Annotated in this window: 22 protein-coding genes, 1 pseudogene and 1 riboswitch; of the genes and pseudogenes, 7 read left to right on the forward strand and 16 right to left on the reverse strand. The window is 71.3% G+C overall.

What is annotated here, in order from left to right; all coding sequences use genetic code 11:
* Nucleotides 1–7: 7 nt before the first annotated feature.
* A pseudogene (locus H1D24_RS10320) lies at nt 8–592 on the forward strand (uridine kinase family protein); the annotation flags it as partial.
* Nucleotides 593–1,076: 484 nt separating this feature from the next.
* A complete protein-coding gene (locus H1D24_RS10325; protein WP_181657148.1) occupies nt 1,077–2,972 on the forward strand; it encodes an AAA family ATPase in 1,896 nt (631 codons plus the stop codon).
* 121 nt (nt 2,973–3,093) lie between these two features.
* Here the strand turns inward: H1D24_RS10325 and H1D24_RS10330 are convergent, their stop codons facing one another.
* The 10 genes from H1D24_RS10330 to ribD form a co-directional block, all read right to left on the reverse strand.
* Nucleotides 3,094–4,194 (reverse strand): hemolysin family protein, encoded by a 1,101-nt coding sequence (locus tag H1D24_RS10330; protein ID WP_181657149.1) that lies wholly within the window; start codon nt 4,192–4,194, stop codon nt 3,094–3,096.
* Nucleotides 4,191–5,558, reverse strand: a complete 1,368-nt coding sequence (locus tag H1D24_RS10335) for a hemolysin family protein (protein ID WP_181657150.1) — start codon at nt 5,556–5,558, stop codon at nt 4,191–4,193. The genes H1D24_RS10330 and H1D24_RS10335 overlap by 4 nt, the downstream gene beginning before the upstream one ends.
* Nucleotides 5,559–5,872: 314 nt before the next feature.
* A complete protein-coding gene (locus H1D24_RS10340) occupies nt 5,873–6,328 on the reverse strand; it encodes a PH domain-containing protein (protein ID WP_181657151.1) in 456 nt (151 codons plus the stop codon).
* Nucleotides 6,329–6,380: 52 nt separating this feature from the next.
* The gene (hisG, locus tag H1D24_RS10345; RefSeq protein ID WP_181657152.1) at nt 6,381–7,229 is read right to left on the reverse strand and encodes an ATP phosphoribosyltransferase; all 849 of its coding nucleotides are present in this window, start codon (nt 7,227–7,229) and stop codon (nt 6,381–6,383) included.
* A 79-nt stretch (nt 7,230–7,308) separates the two neighbouring features.
* Nucleotides 7,309–7,581, reverse strand: a complete 273-nt coding sequence (locus H1D24_RS10350; protein ID WP_031486114.1) for a phosphoribosyl-ATP diphosphatase — start codon at nt 7,579–7,581, stop codon at nt 7,309–7,311.
* Nucleotides 7,582–7,615: 34 nt separating this feature from the next.
* Nucleotides 7,616–8,101 carry a 6,7-dimethyl-8-ribityllumazine synthase gene (gene ribH, locus H1D24_RS10355; protein WP_181657153.1) on the reverse strand — a complete coding sequence of 162 codons (486 nt, stop codon included), beginning with the start codon at nt 8,099–8,101 and terminating at the stop codon, nt 7,616–7,618.
* 58 nt (nt 8,102–8,159) lie between these two features.
* Nucleotides 8,160–9,449 carry a bifunctional 3,4-dihydroxy-2-butanone-4-phosphate synthase/GTP cyclohydrolase II gene (locus tag H1D24_RS10360; RefSeq protein ID WP_181657154.1) on the reverse strand — a complete coding sequence of 430 codons (1,290 nt, stop codon included), beginning with the start codon at nt 9,447–9,449 and terminating at the stop codon, nt 8,160–8,162.
* The gene (pnuC, locus tag H1D24_RS10365; protein WP_181657155.1) at nt 9,446–10,090 is read right to left on the reverse strand and encodes a nicotinamide riboside transporter PnuC; all 645 of its coding nucleotides are present in this window, start codon (nt 10,088–10,090) and stop codon (nt 9,446–9,448) included. The genes H1D24_RS10360 and pnuC overlap by 4 nt, the downstream gene beginning before the upstream one ends.
* Entirely contained in the window at nt 10,087–10,731 is a 645-nt protein-coding gene (locus tag H1D24_RS10370; protein WP_181657156.1) for a riboflavin synthase, read from the reverse strand. Before H1D24_RS10370 ends, pnuC begins: the two co-directional genes overlap by 4 nt.
* Before the next feature lie 2 nt (nt 10,732–10,733).
* Nucleotides 10,734–11,792 carry a bifunctional diaminohydroxyphosphoribosylaminopyrimidine deaminase/5-amino-6-(5-phosphoribosylamino)uracil reductase RibD gene (gene ribD, locus H1D24_RS10375; RefSeq protein ID WP_181657388.1) on the reverse strand — a complete coding sequence of 353 codons (1,059 nt, stop codon included), beginning with the start codon at nt 11,790–11,792 and terminating at the stop codon, nt 10,734–10,736.
* A 172-nt stretch (nt 11,793–11,964) separates the two neighbouring features.
* Nucleotides 11,965–12,095: riboswitch (FMN riboswitch) on the reverse strand.
* A gap of 311 nt (nt 12,096–12,406) precedes the next feature.
* On the opposite strand from ribD, the gene H1D24_RS44000 reads away from it, so the two are divergent.
* Nucleotides 12,407–12,658 (forward strand): hypothetical protein, encoded by a 252-nt coding sequence (locus H1D24_RS44000; RefSeq protein WP_374064203.1) that lies wholly within the window; start codon nt 12,407–12,409, stop codon nt 12,656–12,658.
* A 73-nt stretch (nt 12,659–12,731) separates the two neighbouring features.
* Here H1D24_RS44000 and H1D24_RS10385 read toward each other — a convergent pair whose 3' ends face one another.
* The gene (locus H1D24_RS10385; RefSeq protein ID WP_181657157.1) at nt 12,732–14,006 is read right to left on the reverse strand and encodes an ROK family transcriptional regulator; all 1,275 of its coding nucleotides are present in this window, start codon (nt 14,004–14,006) and stop codon (nt 12,732–12,734) included.
* Between the two features lie 185 nt (nt 14,007–14,191).
* Between H1D24_RS10385 and H1D24_RS10390 the strand changes: the two genes are divergently transcribed.
* Nucleotides 14,192–15,403: an MFS transporter gene (locus H1D24_RS10390; RefSeq protein ID WP_181657158.1), complete on the forward strand. Its 1,212-nt coding sequence runs from the start codon at nt 14,192–14,194 to the stop codon at nt 15,401–15,403.
* A 186-nt stretch (nt 15,404–15,589) separates the two neighbouring features.
* Nucleotides 15,590–17,065, forward strand: a complete 1,476-nt coding sequence (locus H1D24_RS10395; RefSeq protein WP_181657389.1) for a uracil-xanthine permease family protein — start codon at nt 15,590–15,592, stop codon at nt 17,063–17,065.
* Here the strand turns inward: H1D24_RS10395 and H1D24_RS10400 are convergent.
* On the reverse strand, nt 17,041–18,174 hold the full coding sequence (locus H1D24_RS10400; RefSeq protein WP_181657390.1) for a glycoside hydrolase family 6 protein: 1,134 nt from the start codon (nt 18,172–18,174) through the stop codon (nt 17,041–17,043). The genes H1D24_RS10395 and H1D24_RS10400 overlap by 25 nt on opposite strands.
* A gap of 206 nt (nt 18,175–18,380) precedes the next feature.
* Here H1D24_RS10400 and H1D24_RS10405 point away from each other — a divergent pair, with 206 nt between their 5' ends.
* The gene (locus tag H1D24_RS10405) at nt 18,381–19,076 is read left to right on the forward strand and encodes a DUF5995 family protein (protein ID WP_181657159.1); all 696 of its coding nucleotides are present in this window, start codon (nt 18,381–18,383) and stop codon (nt 19,074–19,076) included.
* Nucleotides 19,077–19,302: 226 nt separating this feature from the next.
* Nucleotides 19,303–20,232: an LLM class F420-dependent oxidoreductase gene (locus H1D24_RS10410; RefSeq protein WP_181657160.1), complete on the forward strand. Its 930-nt coding sequence runs from the start codon at nt 19,303–19,305 to the stop codon at nt 20,230–20,232.
* 148 nt (nt 20,233–20,380) lie between these two features.
* Here H1D24_RS10410 and H1D24_RS10415 read toward each other — a convergent pair whose 3' ends face one another.
* From H1D24_RS10415 to H1D24_RS10430, 4 genes are all read right to left on the reverse strand, one after another.
* Nucleotides 20,381–22,078: a flavin monoamine oxidase family protein gene (locus tag H1D24_RS10415; RefSeq protein ID WP_181657161.1), complete on the reverse strand. Its 1,698-nt coding sequence runs from the start codon at nt 22,076–22,078 to the stop codon at nt 20,381–20,383.
* Between the two features lie 114 nt (nt 22,079–22,192).
* A complete protein-coding gene (locus tag H1D24_RS10420) occupies nt 22,193–22,981 on the reverse strand; it encodes a carbon-nitrogen hydrolase family protein (RefSeq protein ID WP_181657162.1) in 789 nt (262 codons plus the stop codon).
* A 269-nt stretch (nt 22,982–23,250) separates the two neighbouring features.
* A complete protein-coding gene (locus H1D24_RS10425) occupies nt 23,251–24,585 on the reverse strand; it encodes an MFS transporter (RefSeq protein WP_181657163.1) in 1,335 nt (444 codons plus the stop codon).
* A gap of 363 nt (nt 24,586–24,948) precedes the next feature.
* Nucleotides 24,949–25,401, reverse strand: a complete 453-nt coding sequence (locus H1D24_RS10430; protein ID WP_181657164.1) for an Lrp/AsnC family transcriptional regulator — start codon at nt 25,399–25,401, stop codon at nt 24,949–24,951.
* Nucleotides 25,402–25,518: the final 117 nt, after the last annotated feature.

Consider the following 25,518-nt stretch of genomic DNA (forward strand, 5'->3'; position numbering starts at 1 on the left):
GATGACCATGCGATCGCCACTCCCCCGACTCGCCCACACCCTGCGGGCGCTGCCCCCTTCGTGCGGTCCCGTCCGGGTGGTCGGCGTGGACGGGCACGCGGGATCCGGTAAGTCCACGTTCGCCGCGCGGCTGTCCGAGGCGCTGGGCGGAGCCCCGGTGCTCCGCCTCGACGACATCGCGACGCACGAAGAGCTGTTCAGCTGGACGGAGCGGCTGGGCGAGCAGGTGATCGAGCCGCTGTCGCGCGGCGAGACCGCGCGCTATCTCCCCTACGACTGGCACGCCCGCCGGTTCGGAGCCGCGCGCGCCCTGGAGCCCGCTCCGGTGGTCCTGGTCGAGGGCGTCGGTGCGGGCCGCCGGGCACTGCGGCCGCGGCTGGCACTTCTGCTGTGGATGGAGCACCCGGCGGACGAGTCATGGGACAGAGGCCGCCGACGCGACGGTCCCGAGCAGAGTGAGTTCTGGGAAGGATGGGTCGCCGCCGAGCGGGAGCACTTCGCCGAAGACCCCTCCCGGCCCTTCGCCGACCTTCTGGTACGGCAGTGTCTCGAGGGATACGAGGTGCTGCCGGGACCTGCTGCGGCCGCGGGACAACTCGCGCCGTCACGCTTCGTGATGACCCGTCTGCGGTGCGCTGAAGCCGCGGAGAACGGCTTCCCCGACTTTCGGAGAGTGTCCTCAACTCGGCTTGACCGACACGTCGTACAGGACTTACGTTCTTTGTGCAGCCTTCAGAGGCTGCCCGACAGACGCGAAGCCCCCGGTTGTTCCCCCGTGATCGGGGGCTTCGTTCTGTCCTTTTCTTCTTTCGGCGCCTGCGCGGAGCGGTGATTCGCTCACCCTCGGTCACCATTCGGGTGTGCGCCCTCTCTGCTCCCACCTGCCCGATCCCGCGTTGCGCCGCCCTTCGGCCGACGATCCCCCGCAGGTACGATGCCTCTCGGTGCGACCTTCGGACGGCTGCTCATCGCACCGGGTCAACTCCCGTCCACGGCAATGCGGTTCGACGAGGGCTGTCGGCGGGCACCGGCCCGGCGGCACCACGGGGGCACGGGCACGGTATGTGGGGGACGTGATGGACTTCGGCACGCAGGGGGCACCGGGCCCGGCGGACCTCGCCTGGCTGCGCGGGGTCGATGCCTACACGATGGGCGCGTATCCGCAGGCGGAGGAGGAGTTCCGGGACGCCGTACGGATGGACCCGGGCATGGCCGACGGCTGGCTCGGACTGCATGCGCTGCGTATCGAGACGACGACGGCGCTGCTGCGGATGTTCCGGCACCGGGACCGCTTCGGCGAACAGCGCGCCAGGCACCGCCGCGCGCTCAACTCCTGGTACTGGCTGGGGTGGTGGGTGCAGCCGGTCCTGGAGTCGCCGCGCGACCTGCTGCTCGCGCACGCCTCGCACTGGCTGGACGGCCGCCATGTGCCCGAGCTGGACCGGGCCCTGGCCGGGCTGCCGCCGGTCGACGCCGATCCGCAGGTGCGGTTCCTGCACGCGTGCCGGGCCTATCTGGTCAAGGACTGGGACCAACTCGTCCGCCACACCGACCCGTTGATCGACGACCCCGTCCTGGGTATCGAGGCTGGCCTGTTCGCGGGCATGGCGCGGGTCCGCCTCGAGACGTACACCCAGGCCGAACCGCTGCTGGCCGCCGCGCTGATGCGGTGTCGCAGCGAGCAGCCGCAGCGCAAGGAGCTGCGCTACTGGCTGGCGCGGGCGCACGAGGGCACGGGGCGCAGCGCGGCGGCGCTGCCGCTGTACCGGGCGGTGCACAGGGTCGACCCCGCATTCATGGACACCTCGGCGCGGCTCGCGGCGATAGCGGAGGGGGACGGCTACGACGAGACGGCCGACCTCGCGTCGATCACTCTCACCGGGATCGGTCAGGACACCGTGGACGGGCTCGACGGCACCGATCCGCTGGCCGGCACGGACGGTCGCGACCTCAAGGTGGGCGAACCCGATCTGCCTCCGCCTGCCGGGGCGGTGCCGGCGCCCGGCACGGTGCAGGACGACACCGACGCGGTGCGCGAGAAGGCCGTGGTGCCGGTGCAGCCGGGACCCCCGCAGTTCCCGTCCGGCCCCGCAGACTCGGCCCTGCTCGAAGAAGCGCTCAACGAGCTGGAGCGCATGGTGGGTCTCGAGCCCGTGAAGCGCCAGGTGAAGGCACTCTCGGCCCAGTTGAACATGGCCCGGCTGCGCGCCGGACAGGGCCTTCCGGTCCAGCCGCCGAAACGGCACTTCGTCTTCTCGGGCCCCTCGGGCACCGGCAAGACCACGGTGGCCCGCATCTTAGGCAGGGTCTTCTACGCGCTCGGGCTGCTCGGCGGTGACCATCTGGTCGAGGCCCAGCGCGCCGATCTCGTCGGCGAATACCTGGGCCAGACCGCCGTCAAGGCCAACGAACTGATCGACTCGGCGATCGGCGGCGTCCTCTTCGTCGACGAGGCGTACGCCCTGTCCAACTCGGGCTACGGCAAGGGCGACGCCTACGGCGACGAGGCCCTGCAGGTGCTCCTCAAGCGGGCGGAGGACAACCGCGACCATCTCGTCGTGATCCTCGCGGGCTATCCCGAGGGCATGGACCGTCTGCTCGCCGCCAATCCAGGGCTGAGCTCCCGCTTCACCACCCGCGTGGACTTCCCGTCGTACCGCCCGCTCGAACTGACCGCGATCGGTGAGGTGCTGGCGGCCGAGAACGGCGACGCCTGGGACGAGGAGGCGCTGGAGGAGCTGCGCTCCATCAGCGGGCATGTCGTCGACCAGGGCTGGATCGACGAGCTCGGCAACGGCCGCTTTCTGCGGACCCTCTACGAGAAGAGCTGCGCTTACCGGGATCTGCGGCTGTCGGGGTATGCGGCGACGCCCACACGCGACGACCTGGCGACGTTGCGGCTGCCGGATCTTATGCAGGCGTACGGGGAGGTTCTGTCGGGCCGCGGTCCGGGCGGCCCGACCGGGGTCTGAGTCCGCCCCCCGCCATGCCCGTCTGCGGGCCGTGGCCGGTTTGTGCCCCCGTTCCTCCCCCAGTGCCTAAAAGGCCTGGGGGCCCAGCGGAACGCGTGCCCACAAACCGGCTCGCTCGCCGTCAGCCCGCCAGCGCCCCTTCAGGAGCCCCGGTCGTCCGCGGCTCCGTGACCCGGGGCGGCGCGGGCGCCGCCTCCGCGGCAGCCCGGTGCGCAGGATCCCGCACCTCGCCCACCAGCAACTCCAGTACGTCCTCGAGCGCCACGAGCCCCAGCACCCGCCCCGACGCGTCGGCGACCTGCGCAAGGTGCGTCGCGGCGCGCCGCATCAGGGTCAGCGCGTCGTCGAGCGGCAGCTCGGCCCGCAGCGTCGTCATGGGCCGCCAGATGTGCTGCGGCACGGCACGGTCGCTGTCCTCCAGATCCAGTACGTCCTTCACGTGGAGGTAGCCCATGAAGGCGCCCCCCTCCGCGCACACCGGGAAACGGGAGTACCCGGTGGAGGCGGTGAGTGCGACGACCTGGCCGGGGGTGACCGAGGGTCCCACGGTCACCAGCGAGGCGCTGTCCAGCAGAACGTCGGTCACCGGGCGGGAGCCCAGCTCCAGGGCGTCCTCCAGTCGCTCCTGCTCCTCGGGGTCGAGCAGGCCGGCCTGGCCGGCGTCCTCCACGAGCCGGTTGAGCTGCTCGCTGGTGAAAACGGCCTCGACCTCGTCCTTGGGTTCGACCCGGAAGAGTTTGAGGACCAGCCGGGCGCAGGCTCCCAGGCCCACGGTGACCGGCCTGCACAGCCGGGCGAAGGCGACCAGGCCGGGGCTCAGCCACAGCGCGGTCTTCTCGGGGGCCGCCATGGCGAGGTTCTTCGGGACCATCTCGCCGATGACAAGATGCAGAAAGACGACCACGGCGAGCGCGATCACATAGCCGAGCGGGTGGATCATGCCCTCGGGCAGATGAATCGCCTCGAAGGCAGGCTCCAGTAGATGCGCCACGGTCGGCTCGGCCACCGCGCCCAGCGTCAGCGAGCAGACGGTGATACCGAACTGGGCGGCCGCCATCATCTGCGGCAGATTCTCCAGGCCGTAGAGGACCTGGCGGGCCCGTGCGGACCCAAGGGGCTCGATCTGGCTGCGGCGCACGGAGACCAGTGCGAACTCCGCGCCGACGAAGAAGCCGTTGGCGAGCACGAGCAGAACGGCGAAGAGGAGTTGGAGCAGGCTCATCGGACGGCCTCCACCGCGGGCTGCTCCACTGCAGCGGTGGCATCGGAGGTACCGTCGGCGTCCGCTGTCCGGACGATGCGGACCCGCTCCGCGCGGTAGTGCCCGACCTGGCGCACCGACAGCCGCCAGCCGGGGAGTTCGGCGCGGTCGCCGGGCACGGGGATCCGGCCGAGCAGATCGGCGACGAGTCCGGCGACGGTCTCGTACGGGCCCTCCGGCACGTCGAGTCCTATGCGCCGCAGGGTGTCGACGCGGCAGCTGCCGTCGGCGTCCCAGGCGGGGCGGCCGTCCTCCGGCGGCGCCGCGGCGAGTTCGGGCAGGTCGTGTCCGTCATGCTCGTCGCGCACCTCGCCGACGAGCTCCTCGATGATGTCCTCGAGTGTGACGACGCCGGCCGTGCCGCCGTACTCGTCGACGACTATGGCTATCGGCTGCTCACTGCGCAGACGTTCGAGCAGGGGCTGTACGGGCAGGGTCTCAGGGACGAGCAGCGGCGCCTGCGCAATGCTGACCACGGGCGTGCGCAGCCGGTTGGCGGAGGGCACGGCGAGGGCGTCCTTGAGGTGGACCATGCCGATGATCTCGTCGATGCGCTCCCGGTAGACGGGGAAGCGGGACAGGCCCGTGGCCCGGGTGAGGTTGACGACGTCCTGGGCGGTGGCGGAGGACTGCAGTGCGCTGACCTTCACACGGGGCGTCATCACGTGCTGGGCGGTCAGGTCGGCGAGGGAGAGGGTGCGTACGAACAGGTCGGCGGTGTCCTGTTCGAGCGCGCCCGCCTGTGCGGAGTGCCGGGCGAGGGACACCAGCTCCTCCGGGGTGCGGGCGGAGGCCAGCTCGTCGGCGGGCTCGACACCGAGGGCGCGTACGAGACGGTTGGCGACCGCGTTCAGCCCGGCGATGACCGGCCTGAACAGCCGCGAGAAGACGTGCTGCGGGCCGGCGACGAACCGCGCGACCTGCAGGGGCCGTGACACCGCCCAGTTCTTCGGCACGAGTTCGCCGATCACCATCTGCACGGCGGAGGCCAGCAGCATGCCGACGATCACGGACACACCGGAGACGGCGCCTTCTGGCACACCGACGGCAGTGAACGGGCCGGAGAGGAGCTCCGCCAGGGCCGGTTCGGCGAGCATGCCGACGACCAGTGAGGTGATGGTGATGCCGAGCTGGGTGCCGGAGAGCTGGAAGGAGAGCTCCCGGAGGGCGTTCACGACGCTGCGGGCCCGTCGGTCGCCGGCGGCCGCTGCCCGCTCGGCGTCCGGCCGCTCGACGGTGATGAGGCCGAACTCGGCCGCGACGAAGAATCCGTTGGCGAGAATCAGGAGGAAGGCCGCCGCAAGGAGCAACAGGGGGATGGTCATGCCACCGCCTCCGGACCGACGCGGAGGGGGTCCGCGGGGGTTCGGGAGGGGGCGGCGCAGGTACTACAGGACGAACCGTCCATCGCCGGAGAGGGTCACTCCTCTGATAGCAGGAGCCCCCCGCGCGGCCGGGCGGCCGACGGAGGGGCGAGGCGGCATGAGGCGCACCTCGTCAACAGATTAATCAAGACAAGCCCCGGAACGTCAGGGTGAACGCCCCAAGTCGGCACTGATGTTCCTCACGTCGACTGTTCCCACGTCAGCCAGGGTGTGATTTACGCCTCTTGCCCGAATTGTGACTTCGAGCTGCTCGGCTACCGCTCGGGGTCGCCGACGGCTCGCGTCTCGACGAGCGCACGCAGGGCGCGGGCGTCACGGATGGCGTGCTCCTTGGCGATACCCGGCTGGATGCCGAGGGCCGGCAGGCTGGTGCCGTCGCTGAGGTCAATGAACACCCAGGGGTCGCCCACCCGGAGGTTGACGTGCAGGATCTCCGCCCAGTCGAGGTGCCGCCGGGTGACGATGTTGACGACGGTGACGCCGGACTCGTCGGCGACGACCTTGGGCCTGCTGAGCAGGACGAGGACACCGGAGAGCAGTGCGGCGGTGAGGACGAAACTGAGCCGCTCCCCCGGGCCGAGCCTGGGCAGCATCACCGCGATCACCGTGATGACCACGAAGATCGCGACTGCGGCGGCCAGCAGGACGGCCCGGGTGCGGGACGGGCGGAAGGTGACGGGCAGCGCGGGCACGGCAGACGCATCCGGCATAGCCGACATATCCCGCATTTCTGTCATCGCTATCGAGTCCTTCGGAGGTCCTTCAGAGACGGCAGGCGTGGATGGCCGTCGTCAGGATGGCCCGCGCCCCGAGTGCGTACAGATCGTCCATGATCCGCTGCGCCTCCTTGGCGGGGACCATGGCGCGGACGGCGACCCAGCCCTCGTTGTGCAACGGAGAGATGGTCGGCGACTCGAGGCCGGGGGTGAGGGCGACGGCCTTCTCCAGGTGCTCGGCGCGGCAGTCGTAGTCCATCATCACGTACGTCCGCGCGACGAGGACGCCCTGGAGGCGGCGCAGGAACTGCTGGACCTTCGGGTCGTCGGCGTCGGCGCCGGTGCGGCGGATGACCACGGCCTCCGACTTCATGATCGGCTCACCGATCACGGTGAGGCCGGCGTTGCGCAGCGACGTCCCGGTCTCCACGACATCGGCGATGACCTGCGCGACGCCGAGCTCGATGGCCGTCTCGACGGCGCCGTCAAGGTGGACCACCGAGGCGTCCACGCCGTTGTCCGCGAGGTGCTTGGCGACGATGCCCTCGTACGAGGTGGCGATCGTCATGCCGCCCAGGTCCTCGACGCCCTTCGCCGTTCCCGGCTTGGTGGCGAAGCGGAAGGTGGAGCGGGCGAAGCCGAGCGGCAGGATCTCCTCGGCGTTGGCGCCGGAGTCGATCAGCAGGTCGCGCCCGGTGATGCCGATGTCGAGACGGCCGGACGACACGTAGATCGCGATGTCGCGGGGGCGCAGATAGAAGAACTCGACCTCGTTGTCCGGGTCGACGATCACCAGCTCCTTGGATTCCCTGCGCTGCTGGTATCCGGCCTCATGCAGCATCTCCGCCGCAGGGCCGGACAGGGAACCCTTGTTGGGGACGGCGATGCGCAGCATGAGGTCGGATTCCTTTGGTGCGAAGGGGCATTCGATACGGAGCTGGGTGCGGGGTCTGCTGGTTCTGCGTGTCTGCGGGCTACAGGTGGGCGTAGACGTCGTCGAGGGAGATGCCGCGGGCGACCATCATCACCTGCACGTGGTACAGGAGCTGCGAGATCTCCTCGGCGGCCGCCTCCTTGCCCTCGTACTCGGCGGCCATCCACACTTCGGCGGCCTCCTCGACGACCTTCTTGCCGATGGCATGGACGCCCTTGCCGACCAGCTCGGCGGTGCGGGACGTGGCGGGGTCGCCGTTTGCGGCCTTGTGCTGGAGCTCGGTGAAGAGCTCCTCGAACGTCTTCTTGGACATGGTGGTGCCTACTCTACGCGGCCGCCCGCTCCCGCTAGCGCCAGGGCTCGGAGACGGTACGCAGCGTCATCGCCGTGGCGACGGCCGCCGTGACCGCCTCGTGGCCCTTGTCCTCGTTGGAGCCCTCGAGGCCCGCGCGGTCGAGGGCCTGCTCCTCGGTGTCGCAGGTGAGCACGCCGAAGCCGACGGGGACGCCGGTGTCCACCGACACCTGGGTGAGGCCCTGGGTGACGCCCTGGCACACGTACTCGAAGTGCGGGGTGCCGCCGCGGATGACTACGCCGAGCGCGACGACCGCGTCGTAGCCACGGCCCGCGAGGACCTTGGCGACGACCGGGAGCTCGAAACTGCCCGGCACGCGCAGCAGTGTGGGCTCGTCGATGCCGAGCTCGTGCAGGGCGCGCAGGGCGCCGTCGACGAGTCCGTCCATGACCTTCTCGTGCCACTGGGCGGCGATGACCGCGACTCGCAGGTCGCTGCAGTTCTTCACGCTCAGTTCGGGTGCGCCCTTGCCGCTCACGCGCTGCTCCTCGTAGGTGTCGTAAGTGTCGATGTGGGTGTGACTGGGTGGTGCGGGATCACTGGCTGCCGCAGGGCGACGACGCCTTGGCGGCGTCGAGCCAGGGCAGGTCGTGGCCCATGCGGTCGCGCTTGGTGCGCAGATAGCGGAGGTTGTGCTCGCCGGCCTGGACGGGCATCGGCTCACGGCCGGTGACCTTGAGCCCGTGGCGGACGAGCGCGTCGGTCTTGTCGGGGTTGTTGGTCATCAGCCGCAGGCTCCGTACGCCGAGGTCCTGGAGGATCTGCGCGCTGGCGCCGTAGTCGCGGGCGTCCGCGGGGAGGCCCAGCTCCAGGTTGGCGTCGAGCGTGTCGCGGCCGCGCTCCTGGAGTTCGTAGGCGCGCAGCTTGGACATCAGGCCGATGCCGCGGCCCTCGTGGCCGCGCAGATAGACGACGACACCGCGGCCTTCGTCGGTGATGCGCTGCATGGACGCCTGCAGCTGGGGGCCGCAGTCGCAGCGCAGCGAGTGGAAGACGTCGCCGGTGAGGCACTCGGAGTGGACCCGGACGAGGACGTCCTCGCCGTCGCCGAGACGGCCGTGGACGAGCGCGATGTGCTCGACGCCGTCGACCGTGGAGCGGTAGCCGTACGCCGTGAAGTCGCCGAAGGCGGTGGGGAGCTGGACCTCCGCCTCGCGGCGGACCGTCGGCTCGGAGGAGCGGCGGTAGGCGATCAGGTCCTCGATGGAGATGATCGACAGGCCGTGCTTGCGGGCGAACGGGATCAGTTCGGGCAGGCGCAGCATGGTGCCGTCCTCGCCTGCGATCTCGACGATCGCTCCGGCGGGGCGCAGTCCGGCGAGGCGCGCGAGGTCGACGGCGGCCTCGGTGTGGCCGTTGCGGACGAGGACGCCGCCGGGCTTGGCGCGCAGCGGGAAGATGTGTCCTGGCCGCACGAAGTCGGCGGGGCCGGTCACGCCGCCCGCCAGCAGCTGGAGGGTGGTGGCGCGGTCCGCCGCCGAGATGCCGGTGGAGACGCCGTGCGCGGCGGACGCGTCGACGGAGACGGTGAAGGCCGTCCGCATCGACTCGGTGTTGTGCTGCACCATCTGCGGCAGCTCCAGGCGGTCCAGCTCGTCGCCCTCCATGGGGGCACAGATCAGGCCGCGGCACTCGCTCATCATGAACGCGACGATCTCGGGCGTGGCCTTCTCGGCGGCGATCACGAGGTCGCCCTCGTTCTCGCGGTCCTCGTCGTCCACGACGACGACCGGGCGGCCTGCCGCGATGTCCGCGATGGCCTGCTCGACCGGGTCGAGGGTGAAGTCCTCGACCTTGTCGGTTCCGTACCAGAGAGTCGATGTCATGCCGGAGCTCCTTCCGGGATGGGCCGGCCGGCCTGACGGGAGCGCAGCCACCAGTCGCGCATGCCCCACAGGACGAGGGCGCCGTAGACGATGTAGACGAAGCCGGAGAAGGCGAAGCCGTTGGCGAAGTTGAGCGGCACGCCCACGACGTCGACGAGCAGCCAGGCGAACCAGAACTCGACCATGCCGCGCGCCTGGGCGTACATGGCGACGATCGTGCCGACGAAGATGTAGGCGTCGGGCCACGGGTCCCACGACAGCGTGGGGAAGGCGGTGAACAGGCCGCCGACCGCAAGCGTGCCGAGGGCGGCGCCGCCGGCCAGGTAACCGCGCTCACGCCAGGTGGCGAACCGCACGGCGATCGAGCCGTCCTGCTCCTGCTGCTTGCCGCGGTTCCACTGCAGCCAGCCGAACACGGCCACCACGATGACGACCAGCTGCTTGCCGGCGCTTCCCGAGAGGTGGGCGGTCGCGAAGGCCGCGAGGAGGATGACGCCGGACAGGAGCTGGGCGGGCCAGGTCCATATCGAGCGGCGCCAGCCGAGCGCCAGGGCGATCAGGCCGATGGTGTTGCCGATCATGTCGGACCACCGGATGTGCTGGCCGAGGACGGTGAACGCCTCGGAGTTCAGCCAGTTCACTGAGCGCTCTCCTTGCTCTCGGCGTTCGCGGGGTCGTTGGCGTGTTCGGCGTCCTTGGCGGCCAGCAGCCGCTCGACGTACTTGGCGATGACGTCCACCTCGAGGTTGACCGGGTCGCCGGGCTGCTTGATGCCGAGCGTCGTCAGGGCGAGCGTGGTGGGGATGAGGCTGATGGTGAAGTAGTCGGGGCCCGCGTCGACGACGGTCAGGCTGATGCCGTCGACGGTGATGGAGCCCTTCTCGACGACGTACCGGGCGAGATCGGCGGGCAGCGAGATCTTGACGATCTCCCAGTTGTCGGAGGGCTTGCGCTCGAGGATCTGGCCGGTGCCGTCGACGTGGCCCTGCACGATGTGCCCGCCGAGCCGCGTGCCGACCGCGGTCGGCCGCTCCAGATTGACCCGGGAGCCGACGGCGAGGGCGCCGAGGCTCGACCGGTTCAGCGTCTCCGCCATCACGTCCGCGGTGAACTCGTCGCCCTCGTGCTCCACGACCGTCAGACAGACGCCGTTGACGGCGATGGAGTCGCCATGCTTGGCGCCTTCGGTGACGACGGGGCCGCGCAGCCGGAAGCGGGAGGCGTCGCCGAGGTTCTCGACGGCGGTGATCTCTCCCAGCTCTTCGACGATTCCGGTGAACACGTTCAGTGCTCCTTCGTTGCGAGGGTGGCGGTGATGCGCAGGTCGGGCCCGATACGCACGGACTCGGTGACGTCGAGCCGCAACGCGTCGGTGATGGTGGTGATTCCGGCGGCGGCGAGGGCCGCACTGCCCTCGCCGAGCAGTACGGGCGCGAGGTAGCCGACGATCCGGTCGACGGCGCCCGCCGCGACGAAGGCTCCGGCGAGTGTCGGGCCGCCTTCGAGCAGCACGGACCGGACGCCGCGCAGGTGCAGGTTCGTGAGCAGGTCGTGCACGCCCAGGCGCCCGTCGTGCAGGGGCAGCCGGAGCAGTTCGACGCCCGGCAAATGGCGCGTGTCGGCGTCCTCGGCGACGACGACCAGCGTGGGTGCCGCGTCGTCGAGGACGCGGGCGGTCGGCAGGATCGTGGCGTGGGTGTCGAGGACGACGCGCAGCGGCTGTACGACGCCGTCGATGCCGCGGACCGCGAGGTGCGGGTCGTCGGTGCGGGCCGTGCCGGATCCGACGACGACCGCGTCGCACTCGGCGCGCAGCCGGTGCACGTCGGCGCGGGACTCGGCGGAGGTGATCCAGCGGCTGGTGCCGTCGGCGGCGGCGATCCGGCCGTCGAGCGTCGCCGCGTACTTCCAGGTGACATGGGGACGGCCGAGGCGTACGGACGTGAGCCAGGCGATGTTGCCCGCCTCGGCCTCATCGGCGAGGAGGCCGCCTTCGACGTCGATGCCGGCGCGGCGCAGGGTCTCCGCGCCGCCCGTGGCTGAGGGGTTGGGGTCGCCGACCGCGTAGACGACCCGGGCGATCCCGGCGTCGATGAGGGCCTGGGCGCAGGGGCCCGTACGGCCCGTGTGGTTGCAGGGTTCGAGGGTGACGACGGCGGTGCCGCCTCTGGCCCTGTCGCCGGCCGCGCGCAGGGCGTGGACCTCCGCGTGCGGGCCGCCGGCGCGCTGGTGGAAGCCCTCGCCGACGATGTCGCCCGAGGCGTCGAGGATGACGGAGCCGACGACCGGGTTGGGGCTGGTCGAGCCGAGTCCGCGCGCGGCGAGCGCGATGGCGCGACGCATCGCTGCTGCTTCGGCTGCGGTGGGGGCCACCGGGTCCTCCTGCCTCTTCGGGCACGGACTCCGGGGCTGTCGATGACGACAGAATGTACGAGCGGGACTCCACGGGTAAGGCCGGACGGCGGCCGTCCTCTACGGACGGACCGACGGCGGCGTACACATGAGTGTCCGCCCGCCGCGCACTGCCTCCCATCCGGACTTTAACCGTCGGTCCAGGAATTTCACCTGGTCAACCGGCCACTGGATGCGGCCGGGTCGCGGACTGTAACCGCCGGTTCGGACTTTCACCGACCCCGGAGTGCGCTGCTTCTGGTACAGGGACAGTGTGCCACGCCTGATCGCGTGCCATGCGGGCGATTCCTGTGGGCCTGCTCACAGCACCCCATCGCTCTCCTCGCAACCCCACCGCTCTACTCGCAACCTCTCTGCCTCAACCGGCTCACCTCGGCCCGCGCACAGCGCGAGCGGTACGTGGGGCCCTGGCTGCCGGAGCCCGTGTTCACGGAGGACGGAGCCCTCGGCCCCATGGAGTCGGCGGAGCAGCGCGATGCCGTGTCGGCGGCGCTGCTCGTGCTGCTGGAGCAGCTCACCCCGACGGAGCGCGGCCGTCTTCGTCCTTGCGGGAGGCGTTCGCGTACACCCACCGGGACATCGCCGGGGTTCTCGACCCGAGCGAGGCCAACTCCCGTCAGCTGTACCGCAGGGCGGTGCAGCGCGTGGCGACGCCGCCGGCCCGCTTCCGGCCCGCGCCCGAGCAGCAGCGCGAGCTCGTTGCTCTGCGGGCGGGCGGCCAACTGACCCCGAACCGGGCCGTGGGCAAGGGCTCGTTCGAGGAGTATCCGGCGACCCGGTTCCCTGCCGAGCGGTGAGTCGGTGCAGGGGGAGTTCGTGAAGGGGTGAGTCCGTGCAGGGGTAACTTCACGCAGGGATGAGTTCGTGCTTTCACGCCTGCGGTGCGAACAGTGGGAAGAGTTCGTCCTGTGCCGCGTCGCGGGCCGTGAAGAGTGCGCCACGCAGGACCGCCCCGCCACCCAGTGCGCCGGCCCGTACCTCTGTGTGGAGGGGCGACATCGTGGTGAGGCGGTCCTGTACCAGCGAGGCCAGGGCCGCGCCGCCCGCCTGTCCGATCTCGCCGCCGAGGACGACGCATCCGGGGTCGAGTACGGCCGTCACCGACGCCACCCCGATGGCGAGCCGGTCGGCGAGGGCGTTGAGAAAGGCCGCAGCGGCGCGGGCGTCCGTGGCGCCGCTGTCGGGTGCCATGTCTGGGGCCGACACGGCGCGTGCCTCGCTCCCTTCGGTCGGCGTGCCGCCCATCGCCGCCACCGCTGCCCGCACGACCGTCGCGGCCGGCGGCTCGTGCGAGTGGGGCTCGGCGGGCGGCACCAGGCCGTGCCGCGCGGCGAGTTCGGTGATCGCCGCCGCACCGGCCAGCGAGTGGAAGCCGCCCTCGCACCCGGTCGCCGACGGGAGCCCGTCCGTGCCGGGGACCGGCAGGAAGCCGATCTCGCCGGTGCCGCCCGAGGCCCCCCGGCGCAGGGCACCGTCGAGCACGACGGCGGCCCCGACGCCATGGCCCAGCCACAGCAGGACGAAGGTGTCGCGGTCGACGGCGACACCGTCGCGCTGTTCGGCGAGGGCGGCGAGGTTGGTCTCGTTCTCCACGAGCACACGGGCCGCGAGCCGTTCCTGGAGGGCGCCGGCCAGGCGCCGGTGCCAGGCGGGCAGCCCACTGGAGTCGCGGAGTTCGCCGGTCGCCGGGTCGATCAGCCCGGGCGCGCCGACACCGACGCTGTGCAGCCGCTCCGCGCCGGCCTCCTTGGCGGTGCGCTCGACGAGGGCGACGGCCTGCTCGACGGCAGGCCCGGTGCCGGTGTCCCCGCCGATCGGTACGGACGCCTCGGCGAGCACCGTGCCGAGCAGGTCGGCGACAACGACGGTGAGACCGTCGGTGCGTACGTCGAGGGCGGCGAGATGCGCGCGGTCGGCGACGATCCCGTAGAGGCGAGCGTTCGGCCCCCTGCGCTCCGCGCCCGTCTCGCCGACCACCGTGATCAGTCCGGCGCTCTGGAGCCGCTCGACGAGGTCGGCGACGGTGGGCCTGGACAGCCCGGTCAGCTGTTTCAACTGGCCTGCGGTCAGGGGGCCTTGCTGCTGCAGCAGTCGGAGGGCGAGCCGGTCGTTGATGGCCCGGGCGGTGCTCGGTGATGCGGGCATGCCGGGATCCTTCCAGATCGCTGTTGCTGTGGCTGGGCATCGGGCTTCCCCTGCCCGTAATTATCAGGCAGGGTCCCTGATAGTTCTGCTAGCTTACGGCGTGCGAGGCAGCGGCCCGACGTCGCGGACGTACGTCCGGGGAAACAGGAATCGGGACATCAGGGCATCGGGGAGGAACTCACCGCATGAGTGAAGTGGTCTACGACAAACGCGAAGTGAGTCGCGCCCGTTACGCCGTGGCCGCCGTCTTCGCCGTGCACGGCGCGGTCACCGGCTCTTTCGCGACCCGTGTGCCGTGGATCCAGGACCATGCGTCGGTGAGCGCGGGCCAACTCGGCGTTGCCCTCGCCTTCCCCGCATTCGGCGCCGCCGTGGCGATGCCCGTGGCCGGCTGGGTGAGCCACCGCTTCGGCGCCCGTACCGCCCTGCGCGGCCTGCTCGCGCTCTGGACGCTCGCACTTGTGCTGCCCTCGCTCGCGCCCAACCTGGTCGCGCTGTGCGCGGCGCTGTTCGCGTACGGCGCGACGGCCGGCATGGCGGACGTCGCGATGAACGCACTGGGCGTCGAGATCGAGAACCGGCTCGGCAAGTCGATCATGTCCGGGCTGCACGGCATGTGGAGCGCGGGCGCCCTGATCGGCTCCGCGGCGGGCACGCTCGCCGCCCATCTGGGCTCCGACGCCCGCCTCCACCACCTGCTGGCCGCGGCGGTCCTCACCGTCGCGGGGCTGGCCGCGTGCCAGGGCGTACTGGACCTGCGGCCCACCGACGACGAGGAGCCGCCGCGGTTCGCCCTGCCGCCGAGGTCGGCGCTGCTGATCGGCGCGGTCGGGTTCTGCGCGGTGTTCGCGGAGGGCGCGAGCCTCGACTGGTCCGCGGTCTATCTGCGCGACGTCCTCAACACGTCGGCGGGCCTGGCGGCCGCGTCCACCACGGGCTTCACGCTCACCATGGCGCTCGCCCGGATCGCGGGCGACGCGGTGGTGGACCGGTTCGGCGCCGTACGCACCGTGCGCGTGGGCGGGGTGCTGGCCACACTCGGCGGTCTGCTCGTCGTGACCGCCTCACACCCCGCTGCGGCGATGGCCGGGTTCGCGCTGCTGGGCCTCGGCATCGCGGTCGTCGTACCGCTGGCCTTCGCCGCGGCCGGGCGCAGCGGGCCCAACCCGAGCCAGGCCATCGCGGGCGTCGCCACCATCACGTACACCTCGGGTCTGATCGCGCCCTCGGCGATCGGCTCGCTCGCCCAGGCGACCAGCCTGATCGTGTCCTTCGGGCTGGTGACGGTGCTGGCGTTCGGCCTGGTCGTCTTCGGGGGCGTGCTGCGCACGGGAGGCAGGGAGAGTGTCCGGGCCGGTGCACCGACGAGCGCGACGGCGGCTGATCCGCGACCCTGAGCGGACGCGGCCGCGTCGCCTTGGACGACCGCTCCGCGACGTGCCGAGACGGCCGCTCCGCCACTCGCCGAGGCGGTCGCTCCCCCACTACGTCGAGTCGGCTCTCCCTTGCCGCGGGGAGAAGCACTACGCATGCCGCATTAGCATTGCACTGTTTGTCTCGGCGTACAGAAAGTGAAACTCACCATGGATCTCGGCGTGCGCTGGAGGCTGCACGGCGACGGGCGCACCCCCGCCCCCGGAGCCGTCGTCCGACCCGACGAGAGGCTCTCGTGGCCGCGCACCGTCGGGCTCGGCGCCCAGCACGTGGTCGCCATGTTCGGCGCGTCCTTCGTCGCACCGGTCCTGATGGGTCTCGACCCGAACCTCGCGATCATGATGTCGGGCCTCGCGACGGTCATCTTCCTGCTGGCCACACGCGGCCGCGTGCCCAGCTACCTGGGCTGTTCGCTGTCCTTCGTGGGCGTGGCGGCGGTGATCAGGGCGCAGGGCGGTTCGAGCGCCGTGGTGACCGGTGCCGTGTTCGTGGTCGGCATCGCGCTGTTCCTCGCCGGGCTTGCTGTGCAGCGGTTCGGGGCGCGGATCATCCACGCCACCATGCCGCCGATCGTCACCGGCGCGGTGGTCATGCTGATCGGCTTCAACCTGGCGCCGGTCACGGCCGCGACGTACTGGCCGCAGGACCAGTGGACGGCGCTGCTGACCATGCTCTTCACCGGTTTGGCCGTGGTGTGCCTGCGCGGTTTCTGGTCGCGCATCGCGATCTTCCTGGGGCTGATCTTCGGATACGGCATCTCGTGGGTCTTCGACCGCGTCTTCGGCAAGATCCACTCGGTGAGCGGCGGCACCGAGGCCGTCGACCACTGGCGTCTGGACCTCTCGGGCGTCGCCAAGGCCGACTGGATCGGACTGCCGTCCTTCCACGGCCCGAGCTTCGAGTGGTCGGCGATCCTCGTCGCGCTGCCCGTCGTGATCGCGCTGATCGCCGAGAACGCCGGTCACGTCAAGGCCGTCGGCGAGATGACCGGCGACCCGCTGGACGACAAGCTCGGCACCGCGATCGCCGCCGACGGCGCCGCGTCGATGCTCTCCACCGCGGTCGGCGGCCCGCCCAACACGACGTACTCCGAGAACATCGGCGTCATGGCCGCAACCCGCGTCTACTCGACAGCCGCGTACTGGGCCGCCGCGGGCTTCGCCCTGCTGTTCGGCCTCTGCCCGAAGTTCGGCGCGGTCGTGGCCGCCATCCCGGGCGGCGTGCTCGGCGGCATCACCGTCATCCTCTACGGCATGATCGGCCTGCTCGGCGCCCAGATCTGGATCAACGCCAAGGTGGATCTGCGCAATCCGCTGAACCTGGTCCCGGCGGCGGCGGGCATCATCATCGGCGTCGGCGGCGTCTCGCTGAAGTTCACCGACAACTTCGAGCTGAGCGGCATCGCCCTCGGCACGCTCGTCGTCATCAGCGGCTACCACGCGCTCCGCGCCATGGCCCCCGCCCACCTCAAGACGCAGGAGCCGCTGCTCGACGCCGGCACCTCGACGTACGACAAGGACGCCGAGAAGGATGCCGCCGAGCAGGAGACAGCCGGGCAGGAAGCGGCCGGGCAGCAGGCGGGCGACGACGCGTCGAAGGGTCAGCCGCCCGTCACCAGGTCGTAGGCGTAGCCCGGGGTGAAGGTGCCCGGCGCGCCCTTGCAGCCGTCGGACTCCCCCGGCAGCTTGACCCAGAGGTAGGCGTCGATACGGGACTGTCCCGTACGTAACGTCGGCGCCTGTCCGAGCTTGCGGCCCGCCGGGTCGCACCACTCGCCCTCGGCTGGAGCACCGTTCCCGTTCCGGCTGGTGTCGATGACGGCGCCCAGGCTCGACGGGCCGGCCAGCGCCGACAGGACCTGCCGGGCGTAGGCCGCCTCCTCGGCGGTGCGGTGGAAGTTCGAGACGTTGGTGAAGACGCCGTCGGACGAGGCGGCCGACGCCGCGCCCGCCTGCCGCAGCCGGGCCGCCTGCGCGGCTGCCGCGTTCCAGCCGGAGTGGCCCGCGTCGTAGTAGACCCTGGCCCTCGGATTGGCCGCCTTGAGGACGCGGCCCGCGCGGGCCAGCGACGCGTACCGCCGCGCCCGGTCGCCCGCCGAGAGGCAGTCGATCAGGGCGAGGGAGTCGGGCTCCAGGACCACGATGACCTCACCGGAGCCGAGCCCGGCGGCGAACTTGTCGATCCACCCGTCGTACGCGCCGAGGTCGGGCGCCCCGCCCTGGGACGCGCCCCCGCAGTCGCGGTTCGGAATCGCGTACGGCACGACGACCGGCACGCGGCCGCTCGCCGCGGCCGTCGATGTGACCGCACGCACGCGTGAGGTGATCGTCGACGGCGTGTAGTCGGCGAACCACACCGCGGCCGGCTGGTCGGCGATCCGCGACTCGATGAGCGGCCGCCGCGGATCGCTGCGGTTGGCCCGGACCCAGTCGAGCACCTGCGAGTCGTTGTGCCGGTACAGGCGGGCCGACACGGCGGGTGCGGCGGCCGCGGTCGTCTTCGGCGCCTTCGGGGTGGCCTTGGCCTTGGGTGACGGCTTGGACGAGGACTTGGAGGGCGACGGTGAGGCCGAGGTGGTGGACGGGGACGCGCTGGGCCCCGCGGGCAGCGGCTGGAGGCTCGGCGACCGCGTCACCGTCGGCCGCGCCTCGTCCGTTCCGCCGTCCTGGTCAAGGGCGTTGACAAAGCCTGTGACCGTGCCGACAGCGACCACGACCGAGGCTGCCGCGGCCATGGCACCGCGGCCGGTGCGCCCGCGGCGCTTTCTGCGTTCCGCCAGGCGCTGCGCGCGTGGGCCTGACACGTGCTGTTCCCCCTCTTCTCCGTGACGCTCCCCTGCGCCACGGTCGTTGTCTGCCGGTGCCGGTGGCGTTCCCCCGTTCTGGGGAAGCCCGTGGCCCGGCGGCACGCGCGCCAGCCTATGGCTGGGACCCTGCCCCCATGGCGCAGTTGGAACAGTTCACACATTCGCCCCAGGGGGTCGACGCGGTGGTGGCGCGGATGCGCGCGCTCGGCGCGGCCTGGCCGGACCATGACGGCGTAGCGGTCTTCAACCGCGTCTACTTGGCCGTCACACTGGAGGTCGACCGGCTCATCGACACAGGGGAGTTCCCCGATCCGCGAGCCGCCGCCACGCTGGACGTTCGGTTCGCCGAGCGCTATCTCGCGGCGGTCGACGCGGTGGCCGGTGAACGCCGCCCGCCCGCGTGCTGGCGGCCTCTGTTCCAGTACCGGCGACATCCCGGAGTACGTCCGATGCAGTTCGCACTCGCGGGCATCAATGCGCACATCGGGCACGATCTGGCGCTCGCGGTCGTGGACACCTGTCGTACGCTCGGCTGCGAACCGTCCGAGCTGGAGGACGAGTTCGACCGCGTGGGCGACCTCCTCGTGTCGCTGGAGGAGCGCATCCGCGAAGATCTGATGCCCGGTCCCGATCTCCTGCAGATCGCCGATCCGCTGACGCATCTGCTCGGCTCCTGGAGCCTGGAACGGGCGCGGGACGGCGCATGGGCGGCGGCCCGGACGCTCTGGGCACTACGGGAACTCCCGGAGGTCGTCGAGGAGTTCACCCAGCGGCTCGACGCAGGCGTGGGGCTGGTCGGCCGCATGCTGCTCACCCCGCTCCCGGACTGACCGGGACCGCGGCGGCGCATGGTGGCGGGCATCCGCCAGATACGGGCCTCTCCGCTGGAGTGCGGTTGTACTGATCCCGCCATGACGGGTCGTCAACGCCTGGAATTCCTGTTGCTCCGCTGTACGTTGACGAGCTGGACCCTGATGCGAACCACCGCGCCGGGCAGCGGCCCGGCGTACACAGCGCGCGCCGCCGCGACCGGACCCGATGCGAAGGAGCACAGGCATGGCGATTCCCCTCGGACTGGCACTCCCGCAGCTGAAGCAGTACGACCTCGGACGCGACGTGCCCGCGGTGGCGAAGGCCGCCGAGGACATCGGATACGAAAGCCTGTGGGTGTTCGAGCGGATCCTGTTCCCCGAGCCCGCGACGCAGGGCCTCTACGGCATCCCGGGCCTGGCCTGGCCCGACGAGTACCGCTCGGTGGCCGACCCGCTGGTGACGCTGACACTGGCCGCGGCCGTCACCGAGCGGGCGCGGCTGGGCACCAGCGTGCTGGTCGCCCCGCTGCATGTGCCCTTCCAGCTGGCCCGTTCACTCGCCACGCTGGACGCGGCGAGCGGCGGCCGGGTGGTGGCCGGGTTCGGCACGGGCTGGTCCCTCGACGAGTACGCGGCCGCGTCGGTGGCCCCGTTCGAGCAGCGCGGCAAGGTCCTGGACGAGCTGCTCGACGTGTGCCGGGCGGTCTGGGGCCCGGATCCCGTGGCGTACGAGGGGTCGCTGACCAGGATCGCGCCGTCGGAGGTGGGCCCCAAGCCCGCCCGGCCGATTCCGGTCCTGCTCCCGGCGAACAGCCCGCGCGCGTTGCGCCGGCTCGTGGAGCGCGCCGACGGCTGGATGCCGGTCGGCATGGGCGCCGAGCGACTGGCCGCCGAGTGGCGGAAGGTCCAGGACCTGGCCGCAGAGAAGGGCCGCACGGAGCCGGTCCAGAGCGTCCTCCGGGTCAACGCGCAGTACTCCGCGAAGGCGTACGAGGGCGAGGACCGTGCCGCCTTCCAGGGGAACGCCGAGCAGATCACCGAGGATCTCGTGGCGCACGCCGAGGTCGGTCTCGACGAGATCTTCCTTGAGCTCAGTGGCTCAGCGCGGGATGCGGAGGAGCTCAAGGACGTGGCGGCCGAGGTGTACGAGACGGCGCGGGCGGCCGGGGTCTGACGGGTCTGTGCGGGCGGCCGGGGTCTGACGGGTCTGAGCCGCGGGACCGGTCGGCGGCGCTCCGACCGGTGTCCGGGGCGGGAACCCAGGAGCCCGCAGGTGCCTCAGGCTCAGCGGCATCCTCGGGTTCCCGCCCGCCCGCTTCCCGTCAGTCCTCGGGCAGTTCCACCGGCGCGATCTCGTCGTACACGTCGCCTGGCCCAGGGTTCGTCGGGTCGGTCGCCCCGCCCAGCTGGTGCATGACGCCCCACACGGCGTTGAGCGCGGTCTGCACGGCGCCCTCGGCCCAGCCCGCCGTCCAGGAGATGTCGTCACCGGCGAGGAAGATGCCGCGCTTGTCCTCGGGGAGGCGGTCCTGCATGAAGTGGGTGAACAGGCGCCGCTGGTAGCGGTAGTGGCCCGGCAGGTTGGCCTTGAACGCGCCCATGAAGTACGGCTCGTTCTCCCAGGACACGGTCACCGGGTTGCCGATGATGTGCTTCCGGATGTCGACCTTCGGATAGATCTCGCCGAGCGACTTGAGCATGACCTCCATGCGCTCGTTCGCCGACAGGGGCAGCCACTTCAGGCTGTCGTCGCACCAGGTGTAGGAGAGGCAGATGACGGCGGGCCGGTCGGGCCCGTTGTCGAGCAGGTAGGTCCCGCGCGTCATACGGTCGGTCAGCGTCATCGACATCACGTCCCGCCCCGTCTTCTCGTCCTTGTCCAGCCAGAACGGACGGTCGACGGGCACGAAGAGCTTGCTGGACTCCATGTAGTGGGTGCGCTCGATCGCCGTCCAGTGGTCGATCGGGAAGAGCTCGTCGTCGCACGCGATCTTGGACAGCAGCATCCAGGACTGGGCGGTGAAGATCACGGCTCGGTAGGAGCGGATGTCGCCCGAGGCGTCCGTGACGGTGATGCGGTTGCCGGCGGTGCGGTGCAGCCGGGTCACGGCCGGACGCGGCTCGCCGTTCACGTGCAGCGACTTGAGGGACGTGCCGTAGGGCCAGTGCACGATCTTCTCCGGCTCACGCTCCCACAGCCGCAGCGGAAGCTGCTGGCTGCCGCCGACGATGCCGCGGTGGTGGTCGTCCGCCTCGGTGTAGACGACGCGGAGGATCTCGAGGATGGAGTTGGGGAAGTCGGTGTCCCAGCCTCCGGTGCCGAAGCCGACCTGGCCGAAGATCTCGCGGTGCCGGAAGGACTTGAAGGCCTCCGAGTCGCAGAGGAAGCCGTAGAAGGTCTGGTTGTCGAGCTTCTCGACGAGCCGGGACCAGATCTCACGGATACGCGGGACGTCGCGCTCCCGCAGGGCGCGGTTCATGTCGGAGAAGTCGGCCCCCTCCTCCAGACAGGCGTTCCAGGCGGTCGCCACGTCGCGGTAGACCTGCGGAAGATCGTCGAGGGTCTCGGCGTAGTGCGACTCGCCCTTGAGATCGACGACCGTGGACGGTGTGGCCTCGGCGAGCGGGTTCGGGAAGGGCCGGGTCTCCAGGCCGACCAGGTCGATGTAGTGCTGGAGCGCCGTCGACGACGGCGGGAAGCGCATCGCGCCCATCTCGGCGGTGAGCGAGGGGTCGCAGCCGTCGAAGCCGACGGTCCGCAGCCGCCCGCCGATCCGGTCGGCCTCGTAGACGACCGGCTTGAGGCCCATCTTCATCAGCTCGTACGCGGCCACGATGCCCGACAGTCCGCCGCCGACGACGGCAACTTCGGTGCCGTGCCCGGTCGCGGGTATCTGGCCCAGCCCCGCGGGGTGCGCGAGGAAGTCGTCGTACGCGTACGGGAAATCCGGCCCGAACATGGTGATCGGCGGCTGCGCGTCGTCTGCGTGCTGGACGGCGTTGGGCACCGTGGACGTCATGGGGTACGGACTCCTTGCGTGAAGACTCTCGGGGGCGGGCGGCGCGCAGGCGGGCGTGCTGGTGGTTCAGACGGCGCTTGGATCAGACAGGGCTGGGTTGAGACGGGACTTGGATCAGATGAGGGACCCGTAGAGGCCGGGGCGCCGGTCCTTCAGATACGGGTTCGCCTCACGTGAGGCCGCGAGAAAAGCGGGGTCGGCGTCGGCGAAGACCAGTTCCTCACCGCGTCTGGCGCGCGTGCGGGCGACCCCGTCGGGCCCGGCCAGCGTGGAGAGCCCGACGAAGTCGAACTCCCCCTCCTGGCCCACCCGGTTGACGTACGCCACGTACATCTGGTTCTCGAAGGCCCGCACCGGGACCACGCATTCGGCGACGAACTGGAACGGGTGCATCTGGGCCGTGGGCACCAGCAGCAGGTCCGTGGCCGCGAGGGCGTGGGCACGGACGTTCTCCGGGAACTCGACGTCGTAGCAGATCATCAGGCCGACGCGGAGACCGTTCAGCTCCGCCTGCACCACCGGTTCGTCGCCCGGCGTGAAGTGGTCCCGTTCGAAACAGCCGAAGAGGTGGGTCTTGCGGTAGTTGGCGAGGCGTGTGCCGTCGGCCGCGATGAGCTGGGCGGAGTTGAAGACGAGGTCCCCGGAGCGCTCGGGGTAGCCGTAGGCGATCGCGAGGCCGTGCCGTCCGGCGATCTCCGCGATCGCGTCGGCGGACTCTCCGTCGGCGGGCTCGGCGAGCCGCGCGATGTCGTCGCCGATCGCGTACCCGGTCAGGAACATCTCCGGCGCCACCAGCAGCCCCGCCCCAGCGGCCCCTGCCCGGCCCGCGGCCTCGTCGAGGACCTTGAGGTTCTCGACGACCGAACCGGGTCGGCCGGAGCTCTGGAGCAGGGCGGTGCGCATGCGTGTTCCTCACCGTGGGACGGGGATTCGGGGGCCTCAAAGACGGTACGGTCCGGCATCCGGGCCGACAAGGCGGAGCCGTTGCGCACCGGAGCACCAATCGTTGCGTCCCGCCCGGGGTCGGCAGCGATTCGTTGCGCACCCGGCCGGCGGGGCCCTTTGCGCCAGGGGGCGCAGGTCAGGGCCCCTTTCGGCTGGAGGCCAAGGTCCCGGGAACGCGGGTAAGGGCGGCGCGGGTTCCCAGGAGCGCGTGCTGGGCGCGGGCGGCCTCACCCCGGTGCCGTGGGAGCCGAGGTGTCGGCCGTGCGAGCCGTCCGGGCTGGAGTCCTCCTGGTGGCCAGGATCAGCGCCGTCACCAGATAGGGCACCGCGAACAGGGCGAAGACGGTGCCGTGTGCGGCCGTCGAGCCGATCACCGCGTACCCGCCGTACACCGCGACCGTGGTCAGGTCGGTGCCCACACCGGCCACCGAGGTCAGGGTGGCCCGGCCGGTCCCCTCGATGCGCTGCTGGAGCCGGGCGTCGGCCAGGACGCTCGCCAGCTGGAAACCGCCGAAGGCCATCGCCACCAGCGCGATGCCGGCCGGGGTCCGCGCCACCGCACCCGCGGCCAGGGCCAGCGCGGAGCCCGCCAGCAGCCCGGCAAGTCCACCCGTGCCCAGCCGCTGTCCCACGTCGGCCAGCAGACCGCCGACCGTCGCTGCTGCCCAGACCAGCAACAGCAGCTGCGGTACGGCGCCTTCCGGCACGCCGGTGTCGCGCACCAGCAGCGGCGTGTACTCGTCGAGCGCGCCCCACACGGCGGTGACGGCGGGGACGAGCAGCAGGGCCCCGCGTACTGACCGGTTGCTGCGGGCTTCGGCGAGTCCGGCCCGCAGGGTCCGGGCCCACCCGTCGCCGGGCTCGTCAGCCGAGGGCTTGTCGGTCGAGGGCCCGTCAGCCAACGGCTCGTCCGTCGAGGGCTCCTCAGCCGAGGGCTCGTCGGTCGAGGGCCTGACCACGGCGGCAGTCGGCGCCGTCCGGTGCTCCGGGAACCGGGACGCGGTGACCGCGGCCAGCAGACATACCAGCACGCTGGCGAGCCCGACGGCCGGATACCCGCCGGCCGCGAACACCGGCCCGGCCAGGCCCATCGCCGCCATCACGCCCACCAGCCCGGCCGCCCGGGCCCGGCCCATCGCGGGCGCGTACCGGTCGGCCGCACCGAGCCGGTCGAGTTCCTCGTACACCAGTGCTTCCAACGCACCGGAACTCAGCGCTCCCTTGGCGCCCCAGAGCACGAAGCCGAGGGCGAACGACCAGTACGACGGGGTGAGCACCCACAGGGCGAAGCCGGCAGCGGTGAGCAGCGGCCCGAACCACAGCAGCACGCGCCGCGAGGCGCCGTCGGCCCAGGCACCGGAGGGGATCTCCAGCAGGACACCGGTCAGCGACCACAGGGCGAACAGCGAGGAGATCTGCCAGACCGTGAGACCGGTGTCGCGGAACAGCAGCGCGTACACCGGGTAGAGCAGGACGAAGTCGTCGAGGAACGCGTAGCCGTACAGCGTGGCCGTCAGCCGCCGGACACCGGTGCCGGGCACACGCGCGGGTGAAAGAGTCATGAGGCCTTCCCGCAGGGACAGTTCGGACGCCGGGGATACGGCGCCCGAGGCGGCCCTCGGGAGGCACGGCTGGTGGATCAATGTCGCCAGGTCATGGGACCGATGCTAGACGGGCTCCCCCGTCCGGCCCAGATGGCGCCCTGCGGAGACGCTCCCGGTTTCTAGGCCCTGTCGTCAAACTCCCGTCGTCCGCCCGAAGGGCGGGCCCCGCGGCGCCTGGTGCGTGCAGCTGCAAGGCGGAGGAGGGAGGCGACGCGGTGGGGCACCTCCCACGCCCTTAAGGCAGTGGGGGAGCGTGCCAGGCGCCGCGGGGCTGGGGGCACCTCCCAGCGGTAGCTGGGGGAGGGAGTTTGACGACAGGGCCTAGGTCGGCGAACCCGACGAGAACCGGCGCACCAGCGGCGACAGCACCAGCACGGACTTGGTGCGCTCCACGAACGGCTCCCCGGCGATCCGCTCAAGGACCCGCTCGAAGTGCCGCATGTCGGAGGCGAAGACCTGCACGACGGCGTCCGCGTCACCAGTGACGGTGGAGGCGGCCACGACCTCCTGGTAGCGCTCGAGACCGCGCTGGATGGTCTCGGGCGAGGTGTTGCGCCGGCAGTAGATCTCGACGAACCCCTCGGTCTCCCAGCCGAGCGCGGCCGGGTCCACGCGGACCGTGAAACCGGTGATGGCGCCGGTGGCGCGCAGCCGGTCCACGCGCCGCTTGACGGCCGGCGCGGACAGGCCGACCAGCTGGCCGATGTCGGCATAGGACCGGCGGGCGTCCTCGGCGAGGGCGTGCACGATGCGTTCGTCGAGATCGTTCAGCACTGCGGGTGGATCACTTTTCCGGGAGAGGGCTCAGGCGGCCGGGTCGGTCGCAAGACCGGGTGGAGAGCAGCGGTGGCCGTACAGGAAGTCAAGTAGAACACGGCCCGACGGCCCCCA

Origin of the sequence: Streptomyces himalayensis subsp. himalayensis (assembly GCF_013778455.1) — a bacterium.
In the GTDB taxonomy this organism is placed as follows: Bacteria; Actinomycetota; Actinomycetes; order Streptomycetales; family Streptomycetaceae; genus Streptomyces; species Streptomyces himalayensis.

Bases quoted from the DNA above. Each gene is read 5' to 3' on its own strand.
- H1D24_RS10350 (WP_031486114.1), bottom strand. From the start codon at position 7,581: ATGTCCAAGAAGACGTTCGAGGAGCTCTTCACCGAGCTCCAGCACAAG.
- H1D24_RS10420 (WP_181657162.1), bottom strand. From the start codon at position 22,981: ATGCGCACCGCCCTGCTCCAGAGCTCCGGCCGACCCGGTTCGGTCGTC.
- H1D24_RS10400 (WP_181657390.1), bottom strand. From the start codon at position 18,174: ATGGCCGCGGCAGCCTCGGTCGTGGTCGCTGTCGGCACGGTCACAGGC.
- H1D24_RS10330 (WP_181657149.1), bottom strand. From the start codon at position 4,194: ATGAGCCTGCTCCAACTCCTCTTCGCCGTTCTGCTCGTGCTCGCCAAC.
- H1D24_RS10405 (WP_181657159.1), top strand. From the start codon at position 18,381: ATGGCGCAGTTGGAACAGTTCACACATTCGCCCCAGGGGGTCGACGCG.
- H1D24_RS10390 (WP_181657158.1), top strand. From the start codon at position 14,192: ATGAGTGAAGTGGTCTACGACAAACGCGAAGTGAGTCGCGCCCGTTAC.
- hisG (WP_181657152.1), bottom strand. From the start codon at position 7,229: ATGCTGCGCATCGCCGTCCCCAACAAGGGTTCCCTGTCCGGCCCTGCG.
- H1D24_RS10325 (WP_181657148.1), top strand. From the start codon at position 1,077: ATGGACTTCGGCACGCAGGGGGCACCGGGCCCGGCGGACCTCGCCTGG.
- H1D24_RS10395 (WP_181657389.1), top strand. From the start codon at position 15,590: ATGGATCTCGGCGTGCGCTGGAGGCTGCACGGCGACGGGCGCACCCCC.
- H1D24_RS10425 (WP_181657163.1), bottom strand. From the start codon at position 24,585: ATGACTCTTTCACCCGCGCGTGTGCCCGGCACCGGTGTCCGGCGGCTG.
- ribD (WP_181657388.1), bottom strand. From the start codon at position 11,792: ATGCGTCGCGCCATCGCGCTCGCCGCGCGCGGACTCGGCTCGACCAGC.
- H1D24_RS10360 (WP_181657154.1), bottom strand. From the start codon at position 9,449: ATGACATCGACTCTCTGGTACGGAACCGACAAGGTCGAGGACTTCACC.
- H1D24_RS10340 (WP_181657151.1), bottom strand. From the start codon at position 6,328: ATGCCGGATGCGTCTGCCGTGCCCGCGCTGCCCGTCACCTTCCGCCCG.
- H1D24_RS10415 (WP_181657161.1), bottom strand. From the start codon at position 22,078: ATGACGTCCACGGTGCCCAACGCCGTCCAGCACGCAGACGACGCGCAG.
- H1D24_RS10385 (WP_181657157.1), bottom strand. From the start codon at position 14,006: ATGCCCGCATCACCGAGCACCGCCCGGGCCATCAACGACCGGCTCGCC.
- H1D24_RS10410 (WP_181657160.1), top strand. From the start codon at position 19,303: ATGGCGATTCCCCTCGGACTGGCACTCCCGCAGCTGAAGCAGTACGAC.
- H1D24_RS10335 (WP_181657150.1), bottom strand. From the start codon at position 5,558: ATGACCATCCCCCTGTTGCTCCTTGCGGCGGCCTTCCTCCTGATTCTC.